We start from the raw sequence: 15983 nt of genomic DNA on the forward strand, positions 1-15983 counted from the left end.
TATGAGCATTCGACCGATCGATGTGGCCCGTACGGATGGCGGACCCCAGTGGGTGGAGGCCGTCGCCACGCCCGCCGGGCTGGAGGTCTGGTGGGACGAGCCGCGCCCGCATGAGGGCGGCCGGCGCTGCGTGGTGCGCCGCCTGCCGGACGGCTCGCGGGTCGACGCCCTGCCCCAGGGGTGGAACGCGCGCAACCGCGTGGTCGAGTACGGCGGCCGGTCCTGGCGCCCGCTGCCCGGCGGCGGCCTGGTCTTCACCAACTGGACTGACCAGCGCGTCTACCGCCTGGACAGCCCATCCATGAGCGAGATGGCTGGTGAGCCCGTGGCGCTCACGCCTGAGGGGTCGGCGCGCTACGCCGATCTCTACCTGCCGCCCGGGCGGGACGAGGTGTGGGCCGTGCGCGAGCAGGACGACGTGCGCGACCTGGTCGCGGTGCCCCTCGGCGGCGGCCCGCTCCGCGTGATCACCAAAGCCCAACATTTCCTGATGAACCCCCGCATCTCCCCCGGCGGCGGATATGTCGCCTGGATCGGCTGGGACCACCCGAACATGCCCTGGGACGGCACCGAACTGTGCGTCGCCCCTCTCGACCAGGACGGCGCCGCCGGACCGTACCAGGTGATCGCGGGCGGCCCGGCGGAGTCCGTCATCCAGGCGGAATGGCGTGACGAGCACACCCTGTACGCGGTCACCGACCCCACCGGCTGGTGGAACATCCACCTCATCGCCCGCGACGGCTCTGGCGCCCGCAACCTCACCCCGATGGAGTCCGAGGTCGGCGCCGCGCCCTGGAAGCCCGGCAGCACCTTCTTCGCGATCGCCGGCGACCGCCTGGTGCTCGTGCACGGCACCGCCGGCCGCCGCCTCCTGAGCGTCCTGGACCCGGAGCGCGGCGACCTGCGCGAGCTCGGCGGCGAGGCGACGTACTGGGCTCCGACGATCTCGGCCGCCGAGGGCAAGGCCGTGTCGGTGTCCGCCACGCCGTACACGCCGGCGGAAGTGACCGTGGTCGACCTCGACAGCGGCGCGCACGAGACGGTGTCGGCGCCGAAGCCGCTGCCCGACCGGGCGCTGCTGCCGACTCCCGAGACGGTCACGATCGAGGGCGTGCACGCGCACCTGTACCACCCGACCGGCGTCGAGGGCCCCGCGCCGTACGTGATCTTCGCGCACGGCGGGCCCACCGGCACCTACACGATGACGCTCGACCTGGAGGTCGCCTACTTCACCAGCCGGGGCCTTGGCGTGGCCGAGGTGAACTACGGCGGCTCCACCGGCTATGGCCGTGCCTACCGCGAGCGGCTGCGGCACGAGTGGGGCGTGGTCGACGTGGACGACTGCGCCAGGGTGGCGCGCGGGCTGGTCGAGCTGGGCCGCGCCGACGCGGCCAGGATCGCGATCCGCGGCGGCAGCGCCGGTGGCTGGACCACGGTCGCGGCGCTGGTGCACAGCGACGTGTTCGCGGGCGGCGTCGCGCACTACGCGATCACCGACCCGGAGAGCTGGGCGGCCGAGACGCACGACTTCGAGTCGCGCTACCTCGACGGCCTGATCGGGCCGCTGCCCGAGACCCGGCAGCGCTACACCGACCGCTCGCCGCTGCTGCACGCCGCGCGGGCCTCCGGGCCGTGCCTGATGCTGCACGGCCTGGAGGACGCGATCGTGGACGTGGGCCAGGCCGAGCGGTTCGTCGCCGAGCTGGACCGGCACGGCAAGCAGTGGGCCCTGCTCACCTTCGCCGGTGAGCAGCACGGCTGGCGCCGGGAGGAGACTATCGTGGCGGTCCTGGAGGCTGAGCTGGCCTTCTACGGATTGATCTTCGGGTTCGAGACGCCCGAGGTGGCACCGCTTGAGCTGAAGGGACGGCCGTGAAGAGCGTCGGCGAGATCTGCTCGGACCTGATCAGGTTCGACACCACCAACCCGGGGTCAGGCGAGCGCCCGGCGGCCGAGTACGTGGCCACGTTGCTGGCCGACGCCGGTCTGGAGCCGGTGGTGTTCGAGTCGGCGCCGAAGCGGACGACCGTGGTCGCCAGGATCGACGGCGACTCCCGCGACGCGCTGCTCATCCACGGCCATCTCGACGTGGTGCCCGCCGACCCGGCCGAGTGGCGGATGCACCCGTTCTCGGGTGAGATCACCGACGGCTGCGTCTACGGCAGAGGCGCGGTCGACATGAAGGGGTCGTGCGCGATGACGCTCTCGACCGTGCTCGGCATGGCGGCGAACGGTCTGCGTCCCAAGCGCGACCTGGTGCTGGCGTTCCTGGCGGACGAGGAGGCGACGGGCGACTACGGCTCGCGGCACGCCGTCACCGAGCACCGGGAGCTGTTCGACGGCGTGACGGAGGCGATCAGCGAGTCGGGCGGTTTCAGCGTCGCCGACGGCGACCACCGCGTCTACCCGATCGCCGTGGGCGAGCGCGGCACGGCCTGGATGAAGCTCACCGCCCACGGCGTGGCCGGCCACGGCTCCAGGCCCGCGGTGGACAACCCGGTCGCGACGCTGGTGCACGCCCTGTCGCGGGTGGCCGCCCACCAGTGGCCGGTACGCCTGACGCCGTCGGTCGCGGCGCTGCTCCATAGCCTGTCGGAGATCACCGGCCGGTCCATCGACCTCGACCGCCTCGACGAGGAGGCGGCCCGGCTGGGGCCGCTCGGCCACCTGTTCAGGGCGCAGATCCGCAACTCGGCCAACCCGACGATGCTCGACGCGGGCTACAAGGTCAACGTCGTGCCGTCCACGGCCCACGCGCACGTGGACGGCCGCTACCTGCCGGGGCTCCAGGAGGAGTTCCTGTCGACCATGGACGAGCTGCTCGGGCCGAAGATCACCAGGGAGTTCGTCAATCTGGAGGACGCGCCGGCCGCGCCGTTCCCCTCGCCGTTCTTCGACTCGCTCGCCGGCGCGCTCGTGGCCGAGGACCCGCTCGCCCGGCCGGTGCCGTACGTCATGAGCGGCGGCACCGACGCCAAGTCGTTCGCCGGCATCGGCATCAAGGGATACGGCTTCGCGCCGCTCATGCTCCGGCCGGATCTGGACTACTTCGGGATGTTCCACGGGAAGGACGAGCGGGTGCCGGTGGAGGGGCTGGAGTTCGGCACCCGCGTGCTGACCCGGCTGCTCACCTAGGGCCGAACCAGGTGTCGAGCGCCTCGGCGAGGCCGTCCCCACCGGCCCAGGCGACGTAGCCGTCCGGGCGTACCAGCAGGTCGGCTTGATCCGGCGCGCCGTCAAGCACGCGGAGGTGGTCTTCACGGCCCTTGGCGGCCGCGCGGGTTTCGGGCGAACCCGTCAGCAGGCCGCGGCCGTCCACCAGCAGTTCCCTGATCCAGCCGGCGCCCTCGATCTCCCAGTCCGGCATGAACCGCCCGGCCAGCGGACGCGACGCGTCCGGCGCGTAGTCGATGTCCGTGCCGTTGACCATGTCCATGAAGTGCCGCTTGGCCTCGGGGAGCTCCAGCGTCTCGGACAGCACCTCGCGCAGCGCGTCGACCTGCGGCCCCGGCCGCATCAGGGCGACCTGGGCCCTGGTGTTGCGCAGGACGCGGGCCGCAACCGGGTGCCGTTCGGTGGTGTAGGTGTCCAGGAGCCGCTCGGGCGCCTGGCCGCGGACCACCAGGGCGAGTTTCCAACCCAGGTTCGCCGCGTCCTGGAGGCCGAGGTTGAGGCCCTGCCCGCCGAGCGGCGAGTGGACGTGCGCCGCGTCCCCGGCGAGCAGAATGCGGCCTCGGCGGTAGGTCTCGGCGTGGCGGGTGTTGTCGCTGTAGCGGATGGCGGCCTCCAGCCTGGTGACGACCGCGTCCGTGCCGCTGGCCCGCCGGATGCTCTCCTGCATCTCCTCCGCGGTGACCGGCAGGTCCCGCTCGACGGGACCGCCGTCGAACTCGATGGTGGCGATCTCCCCCGGCACCAGCGACAGGTTCACCAGGCCGCCGGGGCCGCGCAGGGACGAGGTGATCGCGTCGGGGTCGGCCAGCTCGGCCAGCGCGGTGCGCCCGGTCATGGTCGCGGACGTGCCCGAGAACGGGATGCCGGACCGCTTGCGCACGAAGCTCCGGCCGCCGTCGCACCCCACCAGGTACCCGCCTCGTACGGTCCCGCCGTCCGTGAGCGTGGCCACCACGCCGTCGCCCTCGTCGGCGAGCTCGACGACCCTGCACCCGGACCGCACCGTGACGCCGAGCTCGGCCGCGCGGTCGGCCAGGACCTGCTCCAGCTGGTGCTGCTTGAGCAGGAGTATCTCGGGGGTCCTGTTGCCGGGCTCGCCGACCAGCGGCAGGCCGCTGAAGTGCCCGCTGCTCACGCCCTGCCGGAGGGTGCTCACGAGTCCGGCGACGATGTCGCCCTCCGTCGGCTCGCGATCGGTCGCCAGCTCGTCGAACAGCGCCCACTGCGCCTCGGCCAGCGGCTCCACCAGACCACGTAGCCCCAGCGTGTGCATGGTGCGCCCGTTGAGCGAGCGCATCCCGAGGCTGCGCGTGACCCGTTCCCGGCCGGTGGCCGCCTCCAGCACCAGCGGATCCACGCCCGCCAGCTTCAGCTCGCAGGCCAGCAGCAGGCCGACCGGCCCACCGCCGACGATCAGTACGTCCGCGTCCACGGCATCTCCCTACTTACGGTGTATGCTTACGCCGTAAGTAGAAACATACACCGTAAGCTCTGTCAACCGGAGAGCTACGGCAAGAGGAGCGACCATGGCCCGGCGCGAGCCGCTGAACAGGGAGAAGATCCTGGACGCGGCCCTGCAATTGGCCGCGGAAGAGGGCCTTGAGGGGCTGTCCATGCGGCGACTGGCGAAGACCCTCGGCGTCGAGGCGATGTCGCTCTACAACCACGTCTCCAACAAGGCCGACATCCTGAACGGCCTGGCGGAGCGCGCCTTCAGCCAGGTGGAGCCGCCCGACCCTGCGCTACCGTGGCAGCAGCGACTCCGGGCCATGGCGCTGAGCATGTACGAGGTGTTCGGCCGCACCCCGGTGGTGCCGATAGCCCTGATGACCGACCAGGCGAACCCGACCTCCGTACGGGCGCTGACTCCGCTCGACAGCCTGGTCGGCGCCCTGTACGAGGCCGGTTTCGACGACGCGGGGGTGTGGCGCGCGCTCGGCGCGGTGAACGGCCTGCTCTTCGGGTCGCTGCTGATGTCCACGGGAGGGTTCACCGGCGACTTGAGCGAGTACGCGGGCCGGCAGGAGGTCGGCGTCTACATCCGGGAGATGGACCCGGCCCAGCTCCCCCATTTCAGCAGGCTGCTGCGGAACATCCCGCCGACCGGTCCGGCCAAGGACTTCGAACAGGCCCTGGACATGCTCATCCTAGGACTGGAACAAAGCATTCCGTTCTGATACTATGGAGACATAACAACACGAACGGAAGGATCTCTGATGAGCGGCTGGAACGTCATCGATGCTTCGCACGAGGCACTCCGCCAGGCCGTCCGCGGCGTCCCGGCCGGCGGCTGGAACCTCCCGACGCCCTGCGAGCAGTGGAACGTCACCCAGGTGCTCCAGCACGCCGCGGGCGACCAGGTGGGCTTCGCCGCCTTCCTCACCGGCGAGCCGGGACCCGCCGAGAACCCGTTCGAGCCGTCGGGCGAGCTGACCGAGGACCCGCTGGCGTACGTAGAGGCCGCACTGGAGCGCTCGGCCAGGGCCTGGGCCGGTGTCGACAAGAACGCCGAAGAGGTGCCCGTCCCGGTGCCGCCGAACAAGATGGCGCCCGCGCTGGGCGCGGGCGCCTGCGCGCTCGACGCGGCGGTGCACGCCTGGGACATCGCCCTGGCCACCGGACAGCCCTCGCCGCTGACCCCGGAGCTGGCCGGAGAGCTGCTGCCGGTGGCCAGGAGCATCGTCGAGCCGCTGCGCCAGTGGGGCGCCTACGCCGCGGTGGTGCCCGCCGAGCCGGGCGACGACGAGGTCGCGGAGCTCCTCCGCTACCTGGGCCGCAACCCGGCCTGGACCGCCTGACCGCCCGGGACCGTGCGCGTCAGCGGAGCTTGCCGCGCACGGTCCGCCGCACGACCAGACCGAACATCGCCACCGAAGCCACCGTCAGGATCCCCGCCTCCGTCCACTGGAAGCGCCAGAAGCGGGCCGACGGGTGGTAATAGACGACGAACCGGTATCCCTTGCCGAACAGGCACCGCTCCCACGCCTCGGCGTTGCGGTTGCTCTGCCCGACGTCCACCCGGCGCGGGCACACCCCGGCGGCCGGGCTCTCCACCTCCCTGCCCGACGGCTCCTCCCACGCCACGCCGACCAGCCGTACGTCGGGATCGTCCATCACGACACCGTTCGTCAGCTCGGCCCGCGCCGGCTCCGCGTAGTAGTCGCTCACCGCGAACAACGTGAACATGCTCGCCACGATCCCGGCCACGACCAGCGCCATGGCGGGCACCGTCCGCCGGAACAGCGACCCGGCCAGCGTGCCGAGCGCGAACGCGAACAGCCACCACGCCGCCGGCGCGACCCCGACCATGTTGAACACGCCGATGTTGCCGAACGACGAGTCGATCCCGCTGCGGAACACCGGCCGCCACAGGCTCACCATCAGCGACAGCACCAGCCCGCCGGCTACCGCCGCCCCGCCCAGCACGGCGAGCTTGACCGCCAGCCAGCGCCCCACCGGCAGCGACTGGGTCCAGGCCAGCCGGTGGGTGCCCCGCTCGTACTCGCGGCCCAGCAGCGGCGCGCCCCAGAACGCGCCGATCAGCGCGGGCAGCACCAGCGGCATCCAGCCGAAGATCGTATAGACCGCGTCGTAGCGCTGGCCCAGCACCACGTCCAGTTCGCCGCAGGCCGCCGCGGGCCCCGGACAGCCGGGCGGGGCGTGGCCGGCGATGTAGAGCTTCGCCTCCACCGCCGAGCCGAGCAGCAGCAGCCCGAGCGCGGCCAGGAACCCGGCGGTGATCACCATCTGCGACCGGTGCTGTCGCCAGGTCAGCCAGATCATCCGCGCACCCCCGCCAGCCCCGGCAGCGCCGCCGACTCGGGACTGCGCAGGTAGGCCATGACCAGCTCTTCCAGCCCGGCCGGCCGTACGTTCCAGCGCGGATCCAGCACGGGCTCGCCCCGTACGAGCAGCGTGGCCTGCCGTCCGGTACGCGTGGCACCGACGACCCGCGCCCTGGCCGCCAGGCCGTCGGCCAGCTCGGCGGGGCCGGACAGCACGCGGTGCTCGGCCAGGAGCTCCTCGACGTCGCCGCTGACCTGCAGCCGCCCGCCGTTCAGCACGACCAGCCAGTCGCAGGTGTCCTCCAGGTCGGAGACCACGTGCGAGGACAGCAGCACGCTCAGCCCGCGGTCCGCGACCTCGGCCATGATCGACCGCATGACGTCGTGCCTGGCCAGCGGGTCCAGGTTGGCCAGCGGTTCGTCCAGCACGAGCAGGTCGGGGTGCCTGGCCAGCACGAGCGTGAGCGCGACCTGGGCCTGCTGTCCGCCGGAGAGCTTGCCCACCTTCCCGTCGAGCCCGATGCCGAGCTCCTGGAGCCTGCTCCGTGCGGCCGCGTCGTCCCAGCCGGGGTTGAGCCGGCGGCCGAACGCGAGCATCTCGGCGACGGTGAAGCCGTCGTACAGCGGCTTGTCCTGGGCCATGAAGGCCGCCTCGCCGTACACCGTAACCGAGCCCCGGTCGGGGGTGATCAGGCCCGCGGTGGCGTGCATGAGCGTGGTCTTGCCCGCGCCGTTCGGCCCGACGAGCGCGGCGACCCGCCCGGCCGGGACGGAGAGCGAGCAGTCGCGCAGCGCCCACGTGCGCCGGTAACGGACGCCCAGCCCCGTCGCCTCCAGCACGGGCCTCACGCCACCCCCTCCTTCATCGCGTCGGTCACGACGACGTTGAACAGCGCCCGAAGATCATCCAGATCGAGCCCCGCCTCGCGCGCCTCCCCCACCCACCCCTCCAGGCTCCGGCGCAGCCGGGTATGGTCGGCGAGCGTCGCCCCGGCGATCGACTGGAGCACGAACGTCCCCTGCCCGGGCCGCCCCTCGACCAGCCCTTCGCGTTCGAGCTCGCGGTAGGCCTTGAGCACGGTGTTGGGGTTGATCGCCAGTTTTTCGACGACCTCGCGCGCGGTGGGCAGTTGGTCACCCGGCCGCAGCGTCCCGAGCCGGAGCGCCTGCTTGACCTGGTGGACGAGCTGCAGGTACGTCGACACCCCCGAGCCGCGGTCCAGAGAGAACTCGATCACCAAAAAACACCCTTTCCCTAATTCAATAGGGAAAGGGTGTTGGACAGAGGCGCTCCTTGTCAACCGAACGCGGCCACATCACGTTCCGCCACTACTGCTACCTTTATGCGCTTTAGTCCGTCTATGTAGGTTGAGGTGCAGGGGTGCGGCGGTTCGGGACAGTGATCGGTAGCGTGACGGCAGGATGCCTGCTGGCGGGATGCTCCGCCCTGCCCAGCCTGCCAGGGCTCGGCAAAGCGGCGGAGCCGAAGGCGGCACCGACCTCCGCCACGACCTCACCGGGGGCCGGCCGCTCGGTGTCGGACGAAGAGGGCCGCACGATCATCGCCGAGTACATCAAACGCAACAACGCCGCCAACCGGGCCAGGAGTGAGAAGCTGCTGGCCGGGTTCGAGGGTGGGTCCAGCTTCGCCATCGACAAGGCCGCCTACACCTCCAGCCGGCTGCTGACCAAGCAGGCCGACTACACCTACAAGCCCTTCGCCTACACCAAGCCCACCTACTACGCGCCACCCGCCGGCGGCGCGTCCTGGTTCCTCACCACCGCGCACTGGCAGCGCGGCAAGGAGACGGCCAAGGAGGTGACGTACCTGCTGTTCGCGCGGGAGGCGGCCGGCTGGCGGCAGGTGTACTCCCCCGACTCCTACGAGGACACGGCCGACAAGCTGCCGAGCCTCAAGACCGACGGCGCGGGCGCCGCCGCCGAGGTGGCCCAGGCGGACGGCAAGGGGCTGCTCATGGCGCCCGGCGACCTCGCCCGGCGCTACGCGGCCCACCTCAGCGGCAAGGGCACCGCGGCCGACAAGACCCTCTTCGCCGCCGACGACATCTCCACCGGCGCGGCGTCGAACCGCGCGAAGATGGCCAGGTACGCGAAGCTCACCGAGGTGGTCCGCCCCGCCACCGGCTACCCGTCGTACGCGCTGCGCACCGCCGACGGCGGCGCGCTGACCTTCACCACGCTCCAGCGGGACAGGCGTTACGACGTACGGCAGGGCCCGGAGCGCAACTACGTCTTCCAGAAGGACAGCGGCCTGCTGCGTGGCCACTACTACAACTCCATGAAGATGACCGAGCTGATCCAGGTGGCGGCGCACATCCCGCCCAAGGACGGGAAACTCGCCCAGGTCCAGGTGGTGGCCGGCTACTCCGGCCTGACGGCCGGCAGTGGCCGCTGATGACCGGCCTCAGCTGAACTCGCTCTTGGGCCGTTCCTGGAACTCGCCGTCTCCCCGGCGAGCAGGATGCTACCCCGGCGGTAGGTCGCGGAATGCGCCACAATGCCTGATGTGATTGTGGACAAGGCGATCTACTGCAACGGCGTGCGCGAGACCATCAGCGGCGACATCAGTGACGCCTTCGGTGACGCCCGGGCCAGAGGCGACTGCTTCTTGTGGATCGGCCTGCATGAGCCCACCCAGGAGGAGTTCGACCTCATCACCCAAGAGGTGAAGCTGCATCCGCTGGCCGTGGAGGACGCCATCCACGCCCACCAGCGGCCCAAGCTCGAACGCTATGACGACACCCTGTTCATGGTGCTCAAGCCGCTGCTGTACGTGGAGGAGAGCTCCGACATCGAGGTCGGTGAGATCAACCTGTTCCTGGGCCGCGACTTCGTCATCAGTGTCCGGCACGGCCAGGCCAACCCGCTGGCCGGGGTGCGCCGGCGCATCGAATCCGATCCCGAACTGCTGGCCACCGGGCCCGCCGGGGTGCTCTACGCGATCTGCGATCAGGTCGTGGACACGTACTCACAGATCTCCCACGAGATCGAACACGACCTCATCGTCCTGGAGCGACGCGTCTTCAGCGGCGAGCAGGCCGATGTCACCGAAGACATCTACTCCCTCAAGCGCGAGGTGCTGGAGTTCCGCGCAGCCCAAGATCCTCTGGTGCCGGTTCTGGAGGAGATCGTCAAAGGCCGGGTGGAGTTGTGCACGGTCGCCCGTGACCAATTCCGTGACGTCCTGGACCACCTGCTCCGCGTGGACGCCCAGGTCGACGAGCACAACGAACTGCTCACCAGCGCCCTGAGCGCTCATCTGGCCCTGGTGAGCCGTGAGCAGAGCGCGGCGGCCATTCAGCAGAACGTCGACATGCGCAAGATCTCCTCGTGGGCGGCCCTCATCGCCGTCCCCACCATGATCGCCGGGATCTATGGCATGAACTTCGATCACATGCCCGAGCTGCACTGGCTGCTCGGCTATCCCCTCAGCCTGAGCCTCATGGTCATCGTCACGTTCATCGTCCACCGGTTGCTGCGCAAGAGCGGGTGGTTGTGAAGAGGTACTTACGACCGGACATGACAGCCCCGTCAGAGCGTGGTGGCGAGCGATCGGAGCTCGGCGATCACCTCCGCGCCGGTGGGTGAAGCGGATGACTTTCGCCTCGACCTGCCAGATCCACCTGGACCACTGGTCATCCGGCCGGATCACGCTGGTCGGCGACGCGGGGAACTGCGCCGCGCCGACCAGCGGCATGAGCACCTCACAAGCGCTGATCGGCGCGTGGACGCTCGCCCGCGAGCTGGCGTCGGCGGGCGGCACAGGCGTCACCGTGGCCCCTGTGGCGCGCGGGCCGGAGTGACAGGGCGTGGGCTATGAGGGCCTCAGCCGAAATCGCGGTGGCGGAGGGCGAGTAGCCCGCCACCGAGCAACAGCGCCGACAGCGCGACCATGGTGAGGGCGGGCGCCGGGTCGAAGGGGGCTCCGGCGACGGTGTTGGGGATGTAGTGGAAGGGCTCGAAGGGAGTCCCGCCCCAGAGTCCGTACAGGGGGCCGGCGGCCCGTCCCATGACCGCCACCGCGATCCAGATGATCCAGCCGATCACCACGGAGGCCCTCGGGACCAGGCCGTAGGCGAGCACGCAGACCGCCCCGACCAGCCAGGCGGCGGGGATGGTGCCCAGGGTTCCGGCGAGGATGCGGGCGATGTCCACCGCGGGATCGCCGACGAGGAACGCGTAGAACGTACCGAAGACGACTCCGGCGACGGCGAGCAGGGCTGCCGTGCCCAGGCCGGTCACCACCAGTTGCCCGGTGGCCCAGCGCAGCCGGGTCATCGGGGTGGCCTGTACGGCTTCGGCGCGGCCGGCGGTCTCGTCGGCGCGCAGCCGCTGGACCATGAGGACCGGGTAGAGCGCGATGACGTGAGCGAAGATCAGGATGATGGCCCAGAGCGCGAAGTCGACCGCCCCGCCTCCCGGACTGCCGCCGAAAGCCTTCAGCAGGTTGTCGACCGTTACGCCGGGCGCCTCGGTGAACTGGTACACCAGGGTGCTGACGCCGCCGGCCGCTGCCGCGAAGCAGGCGATTCCGGCGGCCCAGGTGACCAGCAGGCCGCGGTGGAGCCGCCAGGACAGGCTGATCGGGCCGCGCAGGCCGGGGGCGGTCGCGGGCCCGCGACGCTCGTGGATCAGTCCGGCGCCGAGGTCGCGACGGCCGGCCAGGCGGTAGGCGATGGCCGTCAGCGCGGCGGTCACCGCTGCTGGAATCGCCAGCAGCCACCAACGATCACTCCAGTACGGCTCCACCAGATGGCTCCAGCCGATCGGGGAGATGTACTTCATCCAGTACTGTCCGGAGGCGTCGCCGGCGTAGCGCAGGATGTAGGCGAGGCCGAGCACGGACAGGCTGATGGCTCTGGCCATACGGGCGGTCTGCGCGAGTTGGGCGGCCACGGCGGCGATGGCGCCGAACACCCACCCGGCCATGGTGACGGCCGCGCCGTAGTCGATCGACCCGGCCGGATCCAGCCCGATCCCGATCAGCGCGATCGTGGTCGACGCGCCACCGGCGAGGCTGACCCCGCCCGCCACCAGCAGGGCCGCGGCCAGGGGAGCCTGGCGGCCGAGCACACCCGCGCGCAGCAGTTCGATCCGGCCGGACTCCTCGTCGGCGCGCGTGTACCGGACGACGGCCATCAGGGCGGCCAGCCCGTTCAGCACGTAGAGGAAACCGCCGCTGCGCCAGGCCGCCATATAGCCCAGGTCAGGCACGACGAAGCCGCCGCCGAGCGCCCGGAAGAAGCTGTTGCGGTTGATCATCGTGGTGTAGGTCGTCATCAACTCGGGGGTGGGCATGGCCCGGTTGATGTAGGAGACCAGCACCAGGGCCAGGGCGACGAGCAGGATGATCCACCACGGCGCGATGCGTCTTTCGCGGCGCAGCGCCAGCCGTGCCGACCGAGCCGTCCCGGTGAGCGCGTTCATCGGACCGCCTCCGCGCGCGTCGCGCCGGCCCTGTCGTAGTACCGCAGGAACACCTGCTCGAGCGTGGGCGGTTGGCTGAGGAGGCTACGGACACCGAGGGAGGCGAGGCACCGCAGCGCCGGGGCGAGCGTGTCGGCCTCGACATCGAAGCGCACGAGCCCGTTCTCCGTCCGCAGATCGTGCACTCCCGGCAGCTCGGCGAGCTCGCGGGGAGAGCCGGCGGGCGCGCCGGGAGCGGCGGAGAGCTCGGCCTGGATGGAGGTGCGGGTCAGGTGGCGCAGGCCGGGCAGGCCGCCGGTGTCGATCCTCCGGCCGTCGCGGATGATGGTGACCCGATCACACAGCTCCTCGACCTCGGTGAGGATGTGGCTGGACAGCAGCACGGTACGGTCGCCTCGCCGCCGCGTCTCACGAACCACGTCGCGGAACACCGCCTCCATCAACGGGTCCAGGCCCGCGGTGGGCTCATCGAGGATCAGCAGCTCGGCGTCGGAGGCGAGCGCGGCGATCAGCGCCACCTTCTGCCGGTTGCCCTTGGAGTAGGCGCGGACCTTGACCCTGGGGTCCAGGTCGAAGCGTTCGATCAGCTCTTGACGTCGGGCACGGTCGGCGCCGCCACGCGACTGCAGGAGAAGGTCGATGACCTCGCCGCCGGACAGGCCAGGCCAGAGCGTGACGTCTCCGGGCACGTAGGCCAGCCGGGAATGCAATCTGGTCGCGTCGTCCCACGGGTCGCCGCCGAGCAACCGGGCGGTGCCCGCGTCGGCGCGCAGTAAGCCGAGCAGGATCCGGATCGTGGTGCTCTTCCCGGCACCGTTCGGTCCGAGGAAACCGTGCACCTCGCCGGTGTTCACGGTCAGGTCGAGCCCGTCCAGCGCCCTGGTGCGGCCGAACGTCTTGACCAGACCGCTCACTGAGATGGGAGCCGTCATCGTGAACCTTTCTCGTGGGCGCCGATCCTCTGTTCGCGGCGCCGCGTCCCGGATCCGAGCGTCAGCGGCCCGATCAGGGCCGTGCTCCTATCCACACGTATATCTGACTACGCAACGAGAAAGCCTACTACACGCACGTGTAGCCGACCAGCAGCCCTCCTGACAGGCTCAGCAACAAATGCACTATCTGGTGGTATCTCGCCGATGATCGGAGAACCGGCGTGCGGAGACGACAAGGTGGGCCGCCAACGACGTCCTCGTGGGCGAGCAGTCGAAGGTCGAGACGGACTTCACCGTGCCCGCGCGAGAGGCCGCCTACCGCCTCGTCTTCGAGACCGAGCGCGGTGCGCCCGCGACGCTGTCCACGCGCGTGTCCGCTATGTGGGGACGTTCCGGTCTGAGGCAGAAGCACACTACCGACACGCGCGGCCTCGCGGGCGTGTCGCCCGAGACCTACCACAGGTCGGCGGCCGCCCTACGGCGCCAGGCCGAGATCAACGGGTCGGCGGCCGTTCTAGGGCGCCAGGTCGGGATCAACGGGTCGACCGGAGCCGCTCCAACGGGTCGACCCGGGGCGCGTCAGCCGAACTTGCTCTTCGGCCGCTCCTGGAGCTCGCCGTCGAGGTAGATGTCGAGCTTCTCGTTGTAGAACGCGACCAGCCCCGCGACCCGCTCGCTCTCCGGCAGCGGCGTCCGGTACGACCAGGCGAGGTCCTTGCGGCCGTTGACCGTCCAGTACTCCGCCGTGCCCTTGTACGGGCAGTGGGTGGCGGTGTCGGTGTGTTCGAGCAGGTCGAACCGGACATCCACCTTGGGCAGGTAGTAGCGGGCAGGCAGGCCCGTCTCGAAGAGGATGCGGGGGCTGCGCGAGTCGGCCACCGTCACGCCGTCGACCTCGACGCGTACGTGCCGCGAGCTCGGCAGGATGTCGACCCTGGTGTACGGGTCGCGCGGGTGGAAGAAGACCTCCTCGTCCTCCTCGAACCAGGCGTCCATGGCGTCCCACTCGAAGCGGATGTGCCCGCGGATGTCCTCCAGCGGCGACTCCGGGTACGCCAGGGCCCCCTCCGGGGCCTCCGCGCCTCCCGAGGTGACCGTGTAGACCACGCCGTCCCCCCGGCTGGGCGAGTGCTTGGTCGCGCCCGTCTGCTTGAGCGCGGCCTCCTCCACGTCCGCCAGCGGGAAGTAGTACGTCGGGTAATAGGGGATTTCCCACACCAGGAGGGCGTGAGTGGTGTCGGCCACCACCCGGCCGCCGAGGTAGGTCCTGATCCGCTTGGCGGAGCGCTCGACACGCACCCGGCCGCGGCTCGTGGCTTCCTTCGCTTCCATGCTCGCGGCAACCACCAACCAGTCGCGGCTATTCCACCCGATTACCCGGTAATTGCCCGCCCTCTGGCGCGGGCCCAACGCCACGAAGCTCTTATGACAGGCCGAAAGCCGCCAGCGTCGCCCAAGTCGCCGCCGTGCCCACCAGCGTCCCCGCCGCCACCTGCGCCCACGTGTGGTGGGCCAGTCGTACCCGGGCCCAGCACACCAGCGCCACGACGGCCGCCCCGACGAGCGCGGTCGGCGCCACGGGCAGGACATGGGCCAGCACCACCACGGTCCCCGCGCAGACGGCGGCGTGGAAGGAGATCTTCCAGCGCATCGTGACCGGCACGGTGACGGCCAGGGCGACGAGCATCGCGGTCACCGTGGCCACCAGCAGGGTCGGCGCGCCCAGCGCGACGAGCAGCACCAGGGCGACCAGCACGGCGGCGACGGCGGCCAGCAGCGGCCCGGTGCGGCGGGCCCGGTCGACGATGTGGTGGGAGTCGAGCCGCCCCGACCGGACGCCCAGCGCGATCACCCCGGCGGGCACGCCGCCGCACAGCGCCGAGGCCGCCAGGCCCCACGCGCCACCGCTCCAGCCATGGGCGATCAAGCCCACGGCCGGGGGCATGGTGATCACCAGCACTTGCGGGGCCAGCAGGTCGGTCACCCGCTTCGCCACCAGGTCGGCCGTCATGACAGCAAAGACTAACCGATCATGAAGAGGTCAGCCCATGCCCGCCGCGTTGACGATCCTGGTGGTCGATCGGCCGGGGATGGCCTCCAGCTCCCAGCATTCGGCGCCCAGCAGCGCGGCGGCGGCGCAGCGGCCGCCCGCGTGCGGGTCGCCCGCGGTGTGCGCGAGCGCTCCGGGCCGCATGGGGGCGAGCAGGTCGATGTAGTCCTCCGGGCCGTGCGCCTCCGAGGGTCCGGTCACGATGAACACCCCGCTCACGAAGCGGAGCGCGGCCAGCACCTCGGCGCGCTCGACGGCCGGGTTGACCGGGCGCGTCGGTCCCTTCCACGCGCGTACGCGTGGATCGTCCTCCACGCCGACCACCAACGGCAGCCCCCGCCCGGCCACGGCACCCAGATAGCGCACGTGCCCGACGTGCAGGATGTCGAAGACTCCGGTCACGAACACGGCCCCCGGGTGGTCGTATGGCTGCACCCAGACGGCCTCCAGGCTGCTCACGCAGGCACCCCTCCTAGTCGACTCGTCGATCGCAGCGTACTCGGTCGGCCGGAACGGGCGCGCAATCGATCGCGGGAAAGGGCATTCCTACCTTTTCGCGATAACCTCTCGCACCCGTCTGACGCGTCTCATGAC

The 15983-nt window shown here is 70.9% G+C and carries 16 protein-coding genes; 7 read left to right on the forward strand and 9 right to left on the reverse strand.

The window, feature by feature from the left end; translation table 11 throughout:
• The first annotated feature begins 1 nt into the window (after window position 1).
• Both ACGFNP_RS07565 and ACGFNP_RS07570 read left to right on the forward strand, forming a co-directional pair.
• Window positions 2-1876: a prolyl oligopeptidase family serine peptidase gene (locus ACGFNP_RS07565; RefSeq protein ID WP_393315949.1), complete on the forward strand. Its 1875-nt coding sequence runs from the start codon at window positions 2-4 to the stop codon at window positions 1874-1876.
• Window positions 1873-3135, forward strand: a complete 1263-nt coding sequence (locus tag ACGFNP_RS07570; protein WP_393315952.1) for a M20/M25/M40 family metallo-hydrolase — start codon at window positions 1873-1875, stop codon at window positions 3133-3135. Before ACGFNP_RS07565 ends, ACGFNP_RS07570 begins: the two co-directional genes overlap by 4 nt.
• Here the strand turns inward: ACGFNP_RS07570 and ACGFNP_RS07575 are convergent.
• Window positions 3128-4606 carry an FAD-dependent monooxygenase gene (locus ACGFNP_RS07575; RefSeq protein ID WP_393315955.1) on the reverse strand — a complete coding sequence of 493 codons (1479 nt, stop codon included), beginning with the start codon at window positions 4604-4606 and terminating at the stop codon, window positions 3128-3130. The two genes, ACGFNP_RS07570 and ACGFNP_RS07575, sit on opposite strands and share 8 nt — an antisense overlap.
• 94 nt (window positions 4607-4700) lie before the next feature.
• Here ACGFNP_RS07575 and ACGFNP_RS07580 point away from each other — a divergent pair, with 94 nt between their 5' ends.
• Entirely contained in the window at window positions 4701-5351 is a 651-nt protein-coding gene (locus tag ACGFNP_RS07580; RefSeq protein WP_393315958.1) for a TetR/AcrR family transcriptional regulator, read from the forward strand.
• Between the two features lie 39 nt (window positions 5352-5390).
• Entirely contained in the window at window positions 5391-5972 is a 582-nt protein-coding gene (locus ACGFNP_RS07585) for a TIGR03086 family metal-binding protein (RefSeq protein WP_393315961.1), read from the forward strand.
• 19 nt (window positions 5973-5991) lie between these two features.
• Here the strand turns inward: ACGFNP_RS07585 and ACGFNP_RS07590 are convergent, their stop codons facing one another.
• Genes ACGFNP_RS07590 through ACGFNP_RS07600 form a run of 3 tightly spaced genes read right to left on the reverse strand, consistent with a single transcriptional unit; the run spans window position 5992 to window position 8197 of the window.
• Window positions 5992-6957 (reverse strand): ABC transporter permease, encoded by a 966-nt coding sequence (locus ACGFNP_RS07590; protein ID WP_393315964.1) that lies wholly within the window; start codon window positions 6955-6957, stop codon window positions 5992-5994.
• Window positions 6954-7808, reverse strand: a complete 855-nt coding sequence (locus ACGFNP_RS07595; RefSeq protein ID WP_393315967.1) for an ABC transporter ATP-binding protein — start codon at window positions 7806-7808, stop codon at window positions 6954-6956. The genes ACGFNP_RS07590 and ACGFNP_RS07595 overlap by 4 nt, the downstream gene beginning before the upstream one ends.
• Window positions 7805-8197, reverse strand: coding sequence for a GntR family transcriptional regulator (locus ACGFNP_RS07600; RefSeq protein ID WP_393315970.1), 393 nt, complete (start codon window positions 8195-8197; stop codon window positions 7805-7807). The genes ACGFNP_RS07595 and ACGFNP_RS07600 overlap by 4 nt, the downstream gene beginning before the upstream one ends.
• Before the next feature lie 173 nt (window positions 8198-8370).
• Between ACGFNP_RS07600 and ACGFNP_RS07605 the strand changes: the two genes are divergently transcribed.
• From ACGFNP_RS07605 to ACGFNP_RS07615, 3 genes are all read left to right on the forward strand, one after another.
• Window positions 8371-9375 carry a hypothetical protein gene (locus tag ACGFNP_RS07605; RefSeq protein ID WP_393315973.1) on the forward strand — a complete coding sequence of 335 codons (1005 nt, stop codon included), beginning with the start codon at window positions 8371-8373 and terminating at the stop codon, window positions 9373-9375.
• A 102-nt stretch (window positions 9376-9477) separates the two neighbouring features.
• Entirely contained in the window at window positions 9478-10479 is a 1002-nt protein-coding gene (locus ACGFNP_RS07610; protein ID WP_393315976.1) for a magnesium and cobalt transport protein CorA, read from the forward strand.
• A 94-nt stretch (window positions 10480-10573) separates the two neighbouring features.
• On the forward strand, window positions 10574-10783 hold the full coding sequence (locus ACGFNP_RS07615; protein WP_393315979.1) for a hypothetical protein: 210 nt from the start codon (window positions 10574-10576) through the stop codon (window positions 10781-10783).
• A gap of 22 nt (window positions 10784-10805) precedes the next feature.
• Here the strand turns inward: ACGFNP_RS07615 and ACGFNP_RS07620 are convergent, their stop codons facing one another.
• The 5 genes from ACGFNP_RS07620 to ACGFNP_RS07640 all read right to left on the reverse strand — a co-directional run bounded on the left by ACGFNP_RS07620 (window position 10806) and on the right by ACGFNP_RS07640 (window position 15848).
• On the reverse strand, window positions 10806-12407 hold the full coding sequence (locus ACGFNP_RS07620) for an ABC transporter permease (RefSeq protein WP_393315982.1): 1602 nt from the start codon (window positions 12405-12407) through the stop codon (window positions 10806-10808).
• A complete protein-coding gene (locus ACGFNP_RS07625; protein WP_393315985.1) occupies window positions 12404-13339 on the reverse strand; it encodes an ATP-binding cassette domain-containing protein in 936 nt (311 codons plus the stop codon). Before ACGFNP_RS07625 ends, ACGFNP_RS07620 begins: the two co-directional genes overlap by 4 nt.
• Window positions 13340-13918: 579 nt before the next feature.
• Window positions 13919-14671: a DUF427 domain-containing protein gene (locus ACGFNP_RS07630; protein ID WP_358318812.1), complete on the reverse strand. Its 753-nt coding sequence runs from the start codon at window positions 14669-14671 to the stop codon at window positions 13919-13921.
• A 91-nt stretch (window positions 14672-14762) separates the two neighbouring features.
• A complete protein-coding gene (locus ACGFNP_RS07635; RefSeq protein WP_358318811.1) occupies window positions 14763-15350 on the reverse strand; it encodes a hypothetical protein in 588 nt (195 codons plus the stop codon).
• A gap of 30 nt (window positions 15351-15380) precedes the next feature.
• Complete coding sequence (locus tag ACGFNP_RS07640; RefSeq protein WP_358318810.1) at window positions 15381-15848, reverse strand: adenylyltransferase/cytidyltransferase family protein; 468 nt, start codon at window positions 15846-15848, stop codon at window positions 15381-15383.
• Window positions 15849-15983 lie beyond the last annotated feature (135 nt).

This window comes from Nonomuraea sp. NPDC049269 (assembly GCF_043197155.1).
Classification (GTDB): domain Bacteria; phylum Actinomycetota; class Actinomycetes; order Streptosporangiales; family Streptosporangiaceae; genus Nonomuraea.

What these genes read in the sequence shown, in the direction of transcription:
- ACGFNP_RS07590 (WP_393315964.1), bottom strand. Translation starts at nt 6,957, where the DNA reads ATGATCTGGCTGACCTGGCGACAGCACCGGTCGCAGATGGTGATCACC.
- ACGFNP_RS07585 (WP_393315961.1), top strand. Translation starts at nt 5,391, where the DNA reads ATGAGCGGCTGGAACGTCATCGATGCTTCGCACGAGGCACTCCGCCAG.
- ACGFNP_RS07580 (WP_393315958.1), top strand. Translation starts at nt 4,701, where the DNA reads ATGGCCCGGCGCGAGCCGCTGAACAGGGAGAAGATCCTGGACGCGGCC.
- ACGFNP_RS07625 (WP_393315985.1), bottom strand. Translation starts at nt 13,339, where the DNA reads ATGACGGCTCCCATCTCAGTGAGCGGTCTGGTCAAGACGTTCGGCCGC.
- ACGFNP_RS07620 (WP_393315982.1), bottom strand. Translation starts at nt 12,407, where the DNA reads ATGAACGCGCTCACCGGGACGGCTCGGTCGGCACGGCTGGCGCTGCGC.
- ACGFNP_RS07610 (WP_393315976.1), top strand. Translation starts at nt 9,478, where the DNA reads ATGCCTGATGTGATTGTGGACAAGGCGATCTACTGCAACGGCGTGCGC.
- ACGFNP_RS07635 (WP_358318811.1), bottom strand. Translation starts at nt 15,350, where the DNA reads ATGACGGCCGACCTGGTGGCGAAGCGGGTGACCGACCTGCTGGCCCCG.
- ACGFNP_RS07630 (WP_358318812.1), bottom strand. Translation starts at nt 14,671, where the DNA reads ATGGAAGCGAAGGAAGCCACGAGCCGCGGCCGGGTGCGTGTCGAGCGC.
- ACGFNP_RS07615 (WP_393315979.1), top strand. Translation starts at nt 10,574, where the DNA reads ATGACTTTCGCCTCGACCTGCCAGATCCACCTGGACCACTGGTCATCC.
- ACGFNP_RS07565 (WP_393315949.1), top strand. Translation starts at nt 2, where the DNA reads ATGAGCATTCGACCGATCGATGTGGCCCGTACGGATGGCGGACCCCAG.